Below are 11,490 nucleotides of genomic sequence, written 5' to 3' on the forward strand. Positions count from 1 at the left end.
GTCACCTACCGGTGAGGTGGGCGGCGATCAACTGGCGGAACGGGGCCACGCCGTGCGCCAGCCGCAGCCCGGCCCGGCGCAGGAGCCGCGCCGGCAGGCGGTCATTGGTATACAGCGAGGCGATCGCATTGGTCGCCTCGTAGAGCGGCCGGGAGGCCAACCGGTGGCCGCGCTCGTACGCGGCCAGCCCGGACGGCGCGGCGATGTCGCGCCCCTGCCCCGCCGCCCTGCGCACGATCCCGGCCAGCCGATGCTGGCTCCGCAGGCCCAGATTGAAGCCATGGGCCGTCACCGGATGCATGCCGACCGCGGCATCGCCGATCAACGCGCAGCGATCGCCGGCAAACGCGTGCGCGTAAACGCCCACCAGCGGATACGCGACCGGCGTGGCCAGCGGCCGCATCGCGCCCAGTCGATGCTCGAAGAACGCGCTGATGCTGCGGCCGAAGTCGCCTTCGTCCTGGGCGATCAAGCCTGCGATCTGGCGCGGCGGCAGGGTGATCACCGCCGAGGCCTGGTCGCCGTTGAGCGGCAGCAGCGCCATCGTGCGGCCATAGCCGAACCACTCCCAGGCCGTGTGCCGGTGCGGCACCTCGATCTGCATCCGGCACACCAGCATCGATTTGCCGAAGTCGCGCATCTGCGCCCCGATCCCCAGCAGGCGCCGGGTCGCGGAGAAGCGGCTGTCCGCAGCGACCACCAGGCGCGCGGCCAATTGGCGGCCATCGGCCAGGGTGACCGTGCTGTGGGTGGGGCCGGGGGCGACGGCCGTCACGCTGGTCTGGTCCACGATGTCCAGCCCGGCCTGGGCCTGCACGCTCTGCCACGCGGCGCGGCGGATCAGATGATTGGGCACCAGCCAGCCCAGGTCATCGCCGGTACGCTCGTGCGCAGCGAAGGTCAGCGCGAACGGCGAGCCGCCGTCCATCACCTTGGCATCGCGCAGCGGGGAAATCTCGGCCGGGTCCAGCCGCTCCCACAGGCCCAACGATTCCAGGATCTGGCGCGAGGCGTGGGTCAGCGCGATCTCGCGGCCATCAAAGGCCGGATCGGCCAGCGCAGCGCGCGGCTGCTGTTCGATCAGCGTCACGCTCAGGCCGGTATCGGCCAGCGCGCGTGCGAAGCACAGCCCGGTCGGGCCGGCACCCACCACCACCACATCCACAGACTGCATGATCCCATCCTGCCGTTACGTGTCAGGTGCAGCTTAGCGCCGCGGCGTCGGCGCCGTCCTTGATCTGGATCAGGCGCGCCAGCACCGGTTCACAGCAACGCCCACAGCAGCATCACGATGCCCAGCAGCGAGACCAGCCACACCAGGCTGCGCACATAAGGCACGCCGGCGGCGTACAGCGGCAGGTAGATCAGGCGCGCCCAGAAATACAGCTGCACGGCCACGGCGGTCATCCCATCCTGGCGCTGGGTCAGCACCACCGCCAGCACCGCGGCCGCGAAGAACGGGAAGGTTTCCATGAAGTTGCTCTGCGCGCGCTGCAGGCGGCCGGCCAGCGGGCCTGGCGGTGGCATCGGCTGATCGCGCGCGGAGGCGTTCCAGCCGATGCCGCGCTCGCGGGTGATCAGCGTGGAGGGCGCGAACACGTGCACCAGGCCGAGCACCATCGACCACACCAGCATCTGGATCTCGATACTCATCTGCGCAGGCTCCGGCAATCAGGGGGTGGCGGCACGCACGCTGTAACCGGCCAGGCGCCAGATGCGGTCTTCGTCGAACCGGAAGGAGACCAGTTCGCGCACCGGCTGGGCACTGTTGGCAAAGCGTGTGGGGAAACTGACGTTGATGTAGAGCCCTTCGGGAACGGTTGCCCCGGCGGCGTACTTGACCCGGGTCACCACCGGTTGGCCGCGCGAGGCCAGTGCGCCAAGACGTTGGCGATCAGCGGTGAGCTGGCTGACGAACGCCTGCTCGGTCACCGACTTCTTCGCCACGGCCGAAGCGCCTTTCCACGCCTCGCCGGCGCGGTTGGCATCGACCAGCTTGGCCACCTGCAACGCGGCGGCGGTCATTTCCGCATCCTGCTTCTGCACCTGCGCCTGCTGCGCCGGGCTCAGTGCCGGACGCGCTGCGGGCGCAGCCGCAGGCGCGGGGCGTGCCGGCGCGGGTGCAGGGGTGGCCGGTGGTGGCGCCTGGGCCAGCGTGGCGAAAGGCAGCAGAGCGGACAACAGCAGCAGCGGAACACGCATCAGGACACCGTTGGCTGGAAGGAACGGGCCCAGTCTACGGGAAGCACGTGAGTCCTCCGTCAGTTGCGTTCGGCGGCCTCGCCCGATGCCGGACGGGCGTCACCGAGGGTCCGCTCGGCGGTCTCCGGCTGGTCCGGGGCCACGGTGGTCGGCAGCAGAGTGGAGACATCGATTTCCGACAGCGGACTCTCGTCCGGACACGTCTCGTCGGGGAAACCGAAGCGCTGCTTAAGCGCCTGCCCGCAGCTGTTGACGGCCTCCAGCTCGCTGCCCTCGCGCTTGCACTCCTGATCGAAGGCGACCAGGAAGGCATCCTTGCGGCGCACGAACGCATCGCCGCATTTGCGCATCTGCTTGATCCGCTCCAGATCGTCCTGCACGGCGTTGGTGCCGTCCAGCCCGAACTGACGCAGCTCCTCGGCGGTCAACAGGCGCAGGCTGCGGTTGGGCACGGTCATCATCAGGTCGGCCACGCCCACCGCCACGCCGTTGCGCTGCAGGTAATCCTTCACGTTGTCATAGACCTCGTGGAGTTCGCGGTTGAGTTCAGCGCGCGAGGTCGCCTTGGAACTGATCCGCATCATGCGATGGATGCCGACCTTGCCCGAGACCAGCCGGTTATCGCCGGCGGCGAGCACGAACACGCAGGCACTGTGGCAGACCGAGCCTTCGCGCACCCAGATCGTCCAGTTGGATTCACCGATGCGGTCGCCGGCCACGATGGCGGCTTCGACCTGGCCACCACTGGAATCCAGGTCCAGGATGCGCCGCGAAATCCGCTGCGCATCGGCGACCACCGCCAGCCGGGCGACCAGCTCGGAGAAGCCCGGATTGATCTTGCCCACATAGCGCACGCGCAGCAGGCCGCGCTCGGCGCAGGGCTGCAGCGCGGCCTCGATGCTGGCCCGGTCCAGCGCCTCCAGCGGGGCGCCATCGCCGGCGTCACCGGCGTAGTCGGTATCGCAGCTGATCCACGCCTTGCCGTTTTCCAGCGCGGCCTGCGGCCAGCTCAGGTCGCCCCGCTCGGGCGCGGGCGGCGGCGGTGGCGGCGCATCGGCTGCATTGATGGACACCATGTGATCGCCATCGGCCGTCTGCGCCCGCACGGCCTTGTCGGCGGCGGTGACATTGCCCGGGTTCTCCAGCTGGCTGCAACCGGCCAGGCCCAGGTACAACAACGGCAACCACCACGACTTGAGCAACATGGACAACCCGGAATCCTCGCAAGGGGGGAATGCGCGGCAAAATGAGCGCGCACGCACAGTCTAGTGCGCGGCCGGCGCATCGCGGCAACCTGCCCTGAACCGGGCGACCCCGGCATGGCATTGCTGTCCGAAAATGGCGAGCCAGGCCCGGGCGGCGGGCATAGACTGGCCCCCATGGAGAACGCCCTGCCCCTGGACCACACCGCCTGCGAACGTGCCCGCCTGGCCCGCGACGCGCGCTTTGACGGGGTGTTCTTCACCGCCGTGCGCAGTACCGGCATCTACTGCCGTCCGGTCTGCCCGGCACCGGCGCCGAAGCCTTCCAATGTCATCTACTACCCGACCGCGGCCGCCGCAGCGGCAGCCGGTTACCGCCCCTGCCTGCGCTGCCGTCCCGAGCTGGCGCCCGAGGCCCAGGACGCGCTGGACAATGAAACCCTGCAGCGCGCGTTGGCGCTGATCCATGAGGGTTATCTGCAGGATCAGCCGGTCGCCGATCTGGCCGCGCACGTCGGCCTGAGTGCCCGCCAGCTGCAGCGCCTGTTCGTCGCCCGCCTCGGCGCCGCACCAGCGCAGATCCACGCCACGCGGCGGCTGCTGCTGGCCAAGCAATTGCTGACCGAAACCGCGCTCCCCGTGACCGATGTCGCGATGGCCTCGGGCTACAACAGCCTGCGCCGGTTCAACGCGGCCTTCCTGGATGGCTGCGGCATGCCCCCGACCGCGATCCGCCGCCAGCGTGGCGCGCTGACCGATGGCGCGCTCACGCTGCGCCTGGGCTATCGGCCGCCGCTCGATTTCACCGCGATGCTCGGTTTCCTGCGCCGCCGCGCGATTCCCGGCATCGAGCAGATCGGCACGGACAGCTACCAGCGCGTGATCGGGCCGCCCGAGCGCCCCTCACTGCTGAGCGTGACCGCCGATCCACGGCGCCCCGAACTGCTGCTGCGGCTGGGCCAGGTCGATCCGCGCGCGATTCCGGGCATCGTCCGGCGCGTGCGGCGCATCTTCGATCTGGATGCGGATCTGCTCAGGGTGCACGCCACGCTGATGCAGGAGCCGCTGCTCGCTGCGGGCATCGCGCAGCGCCCGGGGCTGCGCGTGCCCGGCGGTTGGGATGGCTTTGAAGTGGCCGTGCGCGCCGTGCTCGGCCAACAGGTCAGCGTGGCCGCCGCCGCGACGCTGGCACGCCGCGTGGTGGACCGCTTCGGGGCCACCCTGGAAGGCATGCCGGCAGGACTGGACCGCCAGTTCCCCTCGCCCGCGGTGCTGGCCCAGGCGCCACTGGAAACGATCGGCCTGCCGCGTACCCGGGCCGCCACCGTGCGCGGTGTCGCCCAGGCGGTGGTCGAGGGCCGGCTCGATTTTGGCGCCGGCCAGTCGTTGGCCGGCTTCGTCGAACGCTGCGTCGCCCTGCCCGGGATCGGCCCATGGACCGCGCATTACATCGCGCTGCGCGCCTTGGCCCTGCCCGATGCGTTTCCCGCCGGCGATCTGGTCCTGCAACAGGTGCTCGGCGATGGCACGCGCTTGAGCGAGCGCGCCACCGAGGCACGTTCGCAATCGTGGCGCCCCTGGCGCGCCTACGCCGTTCTGCACCTGTGGCACATGGCCACCCCTGCTCCGGGAGTTCCCTCATGACCCTGCTCTACGACACCTTCGACAGCCCGATCGGCGCCCTTACCGTGGCCGGCGACAGCCAGGGCATCCACCACATCCTGTTCGAGAACAACCGTTACGACGCCAAAGGCCGCGAGCACTGGCAGCGCGACGCCCATGCGTTGCGCGGCGCACGCGGGCAGCTGCTGGAGTACCTGCGCGGCGAACGCACGCGCTTCGATCTGCCGCTCGCCCCGCACGGAACGCCGTTCCAGCTGCGCGTGTGGAAAGCGCTGGCCGATATCCCCTTCGGCCAGACCTGGAGCTACGTCGAACTGGCACGGCACATCAACCACCCCACCGCCAGCCGCGCGGTCGGTGCCGCAAATGGCCGCAATCCGCTGCCGATCGTGCTGCCCTGCCACCGCGTGATCGGCAGCAGCGGGGCACTCACCGGATTCGGCGGCGGGCTGGCCACCAAGGCGGCCCTGCTGCAGTTGGAAGCCCGGCGCGATTCATTGTTCGCGTAGCTGCAGGTCATGCGTCATGCGTGGCGTGTGCCATTGGTTGTCTTCGACGCGTCACCGCCACGCACTATCATGGCGCGATGATTTCCGCTCGCCTTTCCATGGCGCTTGCCGCCGCTCTTTCGTTGGCCGCCTGCGCCACGACATCATCCACCCCGCCTGTCGCGCCTGTCGCCAGCGCAGCGCCGAGTGTCCCGGCCGCGCAGCAGAAAGTGCTGTTGATCTCCATCGATGGCCTGCGGGCGGACATGCTCGATCGGGGCATCACCCCGAACATCAGCCGGCTTGTCCACGAGGGTGTGCGGGCGCAATGGATGACACCGTCGTATCCGGCACTGACCTTTCCCAATCACTACACGATCGTGACCGGACTGCGCCCGGATCACCACGGCATCATCCACAACAGCATGCACGAGGACGGACTGGGCCAGTTCCAGCTGCACATGCGCGATTCGGTGGCCGACTCGCGCTGGTGGGGCGGTGAGCCGATCTGGGTCGGTGCGGAAAAGGCCGGCCTACGTACTGCCGTGTGGTCCTGGCCTGGCAGCGAAGCCGCGATCCAAGGCACCCGCCCCAGCCAGCTGCATGGTTACGATGAAGCCGTGGCCCTGCCCGATCGCGTTGACCAGGTGCTGGGCTGGCTGGGCCAGCAGGGCCCGCAGGCGCCGCGCCTGGTCACGTTGTACATGGAGCAGGTCGACAAGGCCGGCCACAATCACGGCCCGGAATCTCCGGCGTACGCCGCCGCGGTGGCATTGGCCGACAGCGCGCTGGGTCGCCTGCTCGATGGTCTGCAGGCCGATGGACTGGCCGACACCACCAACGTGATCCTGGTGTCCGATCACGGGATGGCCAGCGTACCGGCTGGCCACGTGGTGGCGACCGAAGACATGATCGATCCGACGATTGCCCGCGACATTTCGGTAGGGCAGTCGATCGGGTTCGCGCCCTTGCCAGGCAAGCAGGCCCAAGCCGAGCAGATCCTGCTGGGCGCGCATGCGAACTACGATTGCTGGACGCGTGAAACCCTGCCGGCGCGTTGGAAGTACGGCAGCAACCCGCGCATTCCACCGATCATCTGCCAGATGCATGAGGGCTGGGATGCCCTGACCCGGGAGCGGATAGCCAAACGCGGCCCAGGTGACCGGGGTTCGCACGGCTATGACAACGCCCTGCCGTCGATGCGCGCGGTGTTCGTCGCGCGCGGTCCGGCATTCAAGCAGGGGCAGTCGCTGCCTGCCTTCGACAACGTGGATGTGTATCCGCTGCTGACCCGCCTGCTCGGCATTCCGGCCGCACCCAATGACGGCAACCCCGAGCGCCTGCTGCCCGCATTGCGCTGAGGCGATCCCGGCGCGCAGGCAAAAAAAACGCGGCGCAAGCGCCGCGTTTTTCATGGACCCGCCTGGCTGGATCAGCCGGCCTTGGCCACCGCTTTCTTGGCAACGGCCTTCTTGGCCGGCGCCTTCGTCACGGTCTTCTTGGCAACCGGCGCAGCTGCGCCCACGGCCGCCTTGCTCACGACGTGCGAACGCGAATTGCCGTAGCTGGCATTGAAGCGCTTGCCCTTGGCGGTCTTGCGGTCACCCTTACCCATGTCGTAACTCCTTAGTCTGAATGCTGCGAAATCTGATTACCCCGTACTGACACGGGTTCGGCGGGGCCGCCCTCTCAGGCGCCCCCGCGCACGATCGGAAAGCCTACCATGCGCGCTCTCAATGAGCACAGCTGGCATCGTGGACGTGGCCGTGGTTCAGCCGCAGATTCACCAGATGGGCCACACCGACCAGCACGCCGCCCAGGGTCATCACCACCGCATGCGGCACCGCCGAGTGGTGCAGCGGGTCGTACAACAGCCCCGCCCAGAGGGCGCTCAGGCCTGGAATCAGGAAGCCCAGCGCGCGCAATGCGCCATGACGGCGCCAGCCCCAGACCAGGCTGAACAGGCCAAGCAGGGTCACGAAGCTGACCAGGGCCAGCTCCACCCCGTCGCTCATCCACACGGACAGGCCGAGCGATGGCGCAGCGGCCAGCAGCACCGGAAGCACAGCGCAGTGCACGGCACACAGCAGCGAGCCGGTGGCACCGAAACGATCCAGCAGATGGCGAACTCGAGCGAACAGGGGCATGACTTCCAGCAGGGTCGGCGAAGCGTTATGGAATAATATAACATCAATCCCGACGCGCACCCTGCCTCCCCCTGACTTGCCCTTTACCCGTCCCATGACGGGATTCGCGCGCCCCACCATTGATATATTGTAACAATTGACCGAAGGCCCTTGCCCTATGCGCTCCAGCTCCCTCCTGCTCAAACCCCATGCCCTCTCCCTGGCCCTTGCCGCGGCAATGCTGCCTTCGCTGGCGCTCGCCGCCGATGACGCCAGCAGCCACCGCGACCGTCACCTGACCGAACTGTCCACCGTGAAGGTCACCGCCTCGCCGCTGCAGGGCGATGCCGAATCGCTGGCCCGCCCGGTCGACGTGCTGGCCGGTGAGCGCCTGGACGAGCAGAAGGCCGGCACCCTTGGCGACACCGTGGCCAAGCTGCCCGGCGTGCAGAGCACCTTCTTCGGCCCCGGCGTCGGCCGCCCGATCATCCGCGGCCAGGAAGGCCCGCGCGTGGCGGTGCTGTCCAATGGCATGGGCAACATGGATGCCTCCACCGTGAGCGCCGACCATGCCACCAGCATCGAACCGTTCCTGGCCGATCAGATCGAAGTGCTCAAAGGCCCGGCCACCCTGCTGTTCGGCAGCGGCGCAATCGGTGGTGCGGTGAACGTGGTCGATGGCCGCATCGCCCGCGAATTGCCGGACCGTCCGCTCAGCGGCCGCGCCGAACTGCGTGGCAACTCGGTCAACGACGAGCGCAGCGGGATGTTCCGGCTGGATGGTGTCAGTGGCAACGTCGTGCTGCATGTCGATGGCCTGGTCCGCAATGGCGATGACTACCGGATTCCCGGCTATGCCGTGATCGATGGCCTGGAAGACCACAGCGGCCACGACCACGAGGAAGGCGATTCGGACGAGCCGCGCCGCGGCCGCCTGGACAACAGCTCGGTCCGCACCCGCGCCGGCGGCGTCGGTGCCACGTGGCTGGGCGATGACGGCTACTTCGGCGTCTCGGCCAGCACCTACCGCACCAACTACGGCATTCCCAACGGTGCGCACGTGCATGCCGAGGACGACCACGGTCATGACCACGATCATGATCACGATCATGATCACGACCATGGCGACGAGGAAGAAGGCGACGAGCATGACGTCCGCATCGACATGGTGCAGAACCGCTTCGAGACCAAGGCCGGCATTTACAACCCGGTCTCGTTCCTGAAGAACATCAACGCACGCGTGGCCTATACCGATTACGAACACGTGGAGCTGGAGGCCGGCACCCCGGCCACCCGCTTCACCAACCGGGGCATCGAAGGCCGCTTGGAAGCCGTGCAGGAGCAGATCGGCGGCTGGGATGGCGCGTTCGGCCTGCAGTTCGGCAACAGTGATTTCGGTGCCAAGGGTGAAGAGGCGTTCGTGCCGGATACCGGCACGAAGAACATCGGCCTGTTCGTCCTGCAGGAAAAGCAGTTCGGCCCGTTCAAGCTCGAACTCGGCGGTCGCCATGACCAGGTGAAGCTGGACCCGACCGGCGACTACCGCGCGCGCAAGTTCGATGCGACGAACCTGTCCGCGGCCGGCATCTGGACGCTCAACGACGCCGTGGATCTGCGCTTCGGCATCGACAGTTCCGAGCGCGCCCCGACCAACGAAGAGCTGTATGCCGCGGGTGCGCACATCGCCACCCGTTCGCTGGAAATCGGCGATGCCAACCTGAAGACCGAGCGCGGCCAGCGCGTCGAGCTGGGCATCCACACCCACAGCGACCGCGTCGACTTCTCCGCCTCGATCTACCAGACCAAGTTCAAGGACTTCATCTACCTGGCCGACACCGGCGTGGTCGAATCGCTGCCGGTCCGCCTGTGGACCCAGCAGGACGCCACCTTCAAGGGTGCCGAAGCCGAAGCCCTGTTCCATCTCTTCGAAGGCAACGGCGGCGACTGGGACCTGCGCGTGTTCGGCGATTACGTGAAAGCCGAACTGGATGGCAGCGGCAGCCGCAGCGTCGACATCGCCGTCCCGCACGGTGACCACAACCACAATTACAGCGTGGAGCTGGCCAACACGGGTTACCTGCCGCGGATCGCCCCGGGCCGCGTGGGCGCGGACCTGCGCTGGTCGCGTGACGGCTGGCGTGCGTCGGTCGGTGCCGTGCGTTACAGCAGCCAGAAGGACGTGGCCCAGAACGAGGAACCGAGCAACGGCTACACCCTGGTCGACGCGCACGTCGCCTACCGTTGGGACCGTACCGGCAGCAACAGCTACGAAGTCTTCCTGGATGGCAGCAACCTGACCAACCGCGAGGTCCGCCCGCATACCTCCCTGCTGCGCGACTATTCGCCGCTGCCGGGCCGCGGCGTCGCGTTCGGCATCCGCGCGTACTTCTGATCGATTCATTGGGTGGTTGTGTTACCCGAGGGGGCCGAAAGGCCCCCTTTTTTGTGCGCGGCCATCGGCGTGCTTTGCCCTGCCCGCACACTGTGGCAACGTGCACACCGAGCGTGCCGTTCGCCCACGCCCTGCCTGCCGGAGCCGACGCATGAGTACGTCCACCGCCGCCACGCGTGCCCCCTCCATGCACTGGGGGCTGTTGGTCGCCGCCTCGGCGATCCTGATGGTCACCATGGGCGTACGCCAGACCTCCGGCCTGTATGTAGATCCCATCCACCGCGGCACCGGCGTCAGCATCGTCGAGATCAGCTTTGCGCTGGCCATCGGCCAGTTTGTCTGGGGCGCGGTGCAACCCGTCTTTGGCGCCGTTGCCGACCAGCGCGGCGCAGTGCCCGTGCTCATCGTCGGCGCCCTGCTGCTGGCGGCCGGGCTGCTGCTCGCGCCGCTTCTGACCAGCCCGCTGGGGATCACCTTCACCCTTGGCCTGCTGATGGCCGCCGGTGCCGGAGCTGGCAGCTTCTCGGTGCTGATCGGCGCCACTGCCCACCGTCTGCCGGCCGAGAAGCGATCATTCGCCGCCGGTCTCATCAATGCGGGCGGCTCGCTGGGCCAGTTCGTGTTCGCGCCGCTGGTCCAATGGATCATCGGCACCGCCGGCTGGGCGCGCGCCATGATCACCATGGCCGTCATCACCCTGCTCTCGCTGCCCCTGGCCTGGCCGCTTCGGCGTCGCGCCGGCGACCATGCGTCCATTGCCGGGGCGGCCGACGATGACGGCCTGGGCGCGCAGCTCCGCATCGCCGCCCGCGACCGCAGCTACTGGTACCTGCATCTGGGCTTTTTCACCTGCGGCCTGCACATTGCCTTCCTCGTCACCCACCTGCCCGGTGAGATCGCCCTGTGCGGCCTATCGCCGACCGTCGCCTCGTCGTCGATCGCCCTGATCGGGCTGTTCAACGTTGCCGGCAGCCTGATCGTCGGCGCCCTCGGCCAGCGCTACCGCATGAAGTACCTGCTGTTCTGGATGTACGCCAGCCGCGCCGTGATGATCGGCGTCTATCTCGTCTCGCCGCCGACCGCGCTGACCTTCTACCTCTTCTCCGCCGCGCTCGGCTTCACCTGGCTGGCCACGGTGCCGCCCACCGCCGGCCTGGTCGGCAAGCTGTTCGGCCCGCGCTATCTGGGTACGTTGTTCGGGCTGACCCTGCTTTCGCACCAGTTGGGCGGCTTCTTCGGGGCGTGGCTCGGCGGCCTGGCGCTGGCCCACACCGGCAACTATCTATGGATGTGGTATGCGGACATGGGCCTGGCCGTGATCGCCGCGCTGATCAACCTGCCGATCCGCGAAGCCCGCCTCGGCTGCCACGGCCTGCCTGCGCCGCGCTGAACTCACCCGCCATCGACATTGCCCAGCGCGCGCCAACCAGGACGCGCCGAACCCGACACGCCCCCTT

At 68.3% G+C, this 11,490-nt stretch carries 12 protein-coding genes; 5 read left to right on the top strand and 7 right to left on the bottom strand.

The features are described from left to right. Position 1 precedes the first annotated feature (1 nt). The 4 genes from ubiM to NJD74_RS02900 all read right to left on the bottom strand — a co-directional run bounded on the left by ubiM (position 2) and on the right by NJD74_RS02900 (position 3,407). Positions 2-1,174 (bottom strand): 5-demethoxyubiquinol-8 5-hydroxylase UbiM, encoded by a 1,173-nt coding sequence (ubiM, locus tag NJD74_RS02885; RefSeq protein ID WP_319623627.1) that lies wholly within the window; start codon positions 1,172-1,174, stop codon positions 2-4. A gap of 89 nt (positions 1,175-1,263) precedes the next feature. Beyond that, the gene (locus NJD74_RS02890) at positions 1,264-1,653 is read right to left on the bottom strand and encodes an MAPEG family protein (RefSeq protein ID WP_019184437.1); all 390 of its coding nucleotides are present in this window, start codon (positions 1,651-1,653) and stop codon (positions 1,264-1,266) included. Between the two features lie 18 nt (positions 1,654-1,671). Next, the gene (locus NJD74_RS02895; RefSeq protein WP_102789169.1) at positions 1,672-2,202 is read right to left on the bottom strand and encodes a DUF4019 domain-containing protein; all 531 of its coding nucleotides are present in this window, start codon (positions 2,200-2,202) and stop codon (positions 1,672-1,674) included. 59 nt (positions 2,203-2,261) lie between these two features. After that, positions 2,262-3,407, bottom strand: a complete 1,146-nt coding sequence (locus NJD74_RS02900) for a hypothetical protein (protein WP_070473324.1) — start codon at positions 3,405-3,407, stop codon at positions 2,262-2,264. Positions 3,408-3,581: 174 nt separating this feature from the next. On the opposite strand from NJD74_RS02900, the gene NJD74_RS02905 reads away from it, so the two are divergent. Together NJD74_RS02905 and NJD74_RS02910 are read left to right on the top strand one after the other, a co-directional pair. Beyond that, positions 3,582-5,048 carry a DNA-3-methyladenine glycosylase 2 gene (locus NJD74_RS02905; RefSeq protein WP_102789168.1) on the top strand — a complete coding sequence of 489 codons (1,467 nt, stop codon included), beginning with the start codon at positions 3,582-3,584 and terminating at the stop codon, positions 5,046-5,048. Further along, positions 5,045-5,536, top strand: coding sequence for a methylated-DNA--[protein]-cysteine S-methyltransferase (locus tag NJD74_RS02910; RefSeq protein WP_319623628.1), 492 nt, complete (start codon positions 5,045-5,047; stop codon positions 5,534-5,536). Before NJD74_RS02905 ends, NJD74_RS02910 begins: the two co-directional genes overlap by 4 nt. A 67-nt stretch (positions 5,537-5,603) precedes the next feature. Here the strand turns inward: NJD74_RS02910 and NJD74_RS02915 are convergent, their stop codons facing one another. Further along, complete coding sequence (locus NJD74_RS02915; RefSeq protein ID WP_254427854.1) at positions 5,604-5,762, bottom strand: hypothetical protein; 159 nt, start codon at positions 5,760-5,762, stop codon at positions 5,604-5,606. Between NJD74_RS02915 and NJD74_RS02920 the strand changes: the two genes are divergently transcribed. Then, on the top strand, positions 5,752-6,876 hold the full coding sequence (locus tag NJD74_RS02920) for an ectonucleotide pyrophosphatase/phosphodiesterase (protein ID WP_319623629.1): 1,125 nt from the start codon (positions 5,752-5,754) through the stop codon (positions 6,874-6,876). The two genes, NJD74_RS02915 and NJD74_RS02920, sit on opposite strands and share 11 nt — an antisense overlap. A gap of 71 nt (positions 6,877-6,947) precedes the next feature. Here the strand turns inward: NJD74_RS02920 and NJD74_RS02925 are convergent, their stop codons facing one another. Beyond that, positions 6,948-7,130, bottom strand: coding sequence for a 30S ribosomal protein THX (locus tag NJD74_RS02925; RefSeq protein WP_019184443.1), 183 nt, complete (start codon positions 7,128-7,130; stop codon positions 6,948-6,950). A 118-nt stretch (positions 7,131-7,248) separates the two neighbouring features. Next, positions 7,249-7,662: a MerC domain-containing protein gene (locus NJD74_RS02930; RefSeq protein WP_019184444.1), complete on the bottom strand. Its 414-nt coding sequence runs from the start codon at positions 7,660-7,662 to the stop codon at positions 7,249-7,251. A 157-nt stretch (positions 7,663-7,819) separates the two neighbouring features. On the opposite strand from NJD74_RS02930, the gene NJD74_RS02935 reads away from it, so the two are divergent. Together NJD74_RS02935 and NJD74_RS02940 are read left to right on the top strand one after the other, a co-directional pair. Then, on the top strand, positions 7,820-10,033 hold the full coding sequence (locus NJD74_RS02935) for a TonB-dependent receptor (protein ID WP_102789165.1): 2,214 nt from the start codon (positions 7,820-7,822) through the stop codon (positions 10,031-10,033). Between the two features lie 151 nt (positions 10,034-10,184). Next, complete coding sequence (locus NJD74_RS02940) at positions 10,185-11,423, top strand: MFS transporter (protein WP_102789164.1); 1,239 nt, start codon at positions 10,185-10,187, stop codon at positions 11,421-11,423. The last annotated feature ends 67 nt before the right edge of the window (positions 11,424-11,490 follow it).

This window comes from Stenotrophomonas sp. RG-453, assembly GCF_033843685.1.
GTDB classification, from domain to species: domain Bacteria; phylum Pseudomonadota; class Gammaproteobacteria; order Xanthomonadales; family Xanthomonadaceae; genus Stenotrophomonas; species Stenotrophomonas bentonitica_A.

Excerpts from the sequence above, each read along its gene's own strand:
- NJD74_RS02895 (WP_102789169.1), bottom strand. The coding sequence starts at position 2,202 with ATGCGTGTTCCGCTGCTGCTGTTGTCCGCTCTGCTGCCTTTCGCCACG.
- NJD74_RS02925 (WP_019184443.1), bottom strand. The coding sequence starts at position 7,130 with ATGGGTAAGGGTGACCGCAAGACCGCCAAGGGCAAGCGCTTCAATGCC.
- NJD74_RS02935 (WP_102789165.1), top strand. The coding sequence starts at position 7,820 with ATGCGCTCCAGCTCCCTCCTGCTCAAACCCCATGCCCTCTCCCTGGCC.
- NJD74_RS02890 (WP_019184437.1), bottom strand. The coding sequence starts at position 1,653 with ATGAGTATCGAGATCCAGATGCTGGTGTGGTCGATGGTGCTCGGCCTG.
- ubiM (WP_319623627.1), bottom strand. The coding sequence starts at position 1,174 with ATGCAGTCTGTGGATGTGGTGGTGGTGGGTGCCGGCCCGACCGGGCTG.
- NJD74_RS02940 (WP_102789164.1), top strand. The coding sequence starts at position 10,185 with ATGAGTACGTCCACCGCCGCCACGCGTGCCCCCTCCATGCACTGGGGG.
- NJD74_RS02915 (WP_254427854.1), bottom strand. The coding sequence starts at position 5,762 with ATGGAGATCAACAGCACTTTCTGCTGCGCGGCCGGGACACTCGGCGCT.
- NJD74_RS02930 (WP_019184444.1), bottom strand. The coding sequence starts at position 7,662 with ATGCCCCTGTTCGCTCGAGTTCGCCATCTGCTGGATCGTTTCGGTGCC.
- NJD74_RS02905 (WP_102789168.1), top strand. The coding sequence starts at position 3,582 with ATGGAGAACGCCCTGCCCCTGGACCACACCGCCTGCGAACGTGCCCGC.
- NJD74_RS02900 (WP_070473324.1), bottom strand. The coding sequence starts at position 3,407 with ATGTTGCTCAAGTCGTGGTGGTTGCCGTTGTTGTACCTGGGCCTGGCC.
- NJD74_RS02910 (WP_319623628.1), top strand. The coding sequence starts at position 5,045 with ATGACCCTGCTCTACGACACCTTCGACAGCCCGATCGGCGCCCTTACC.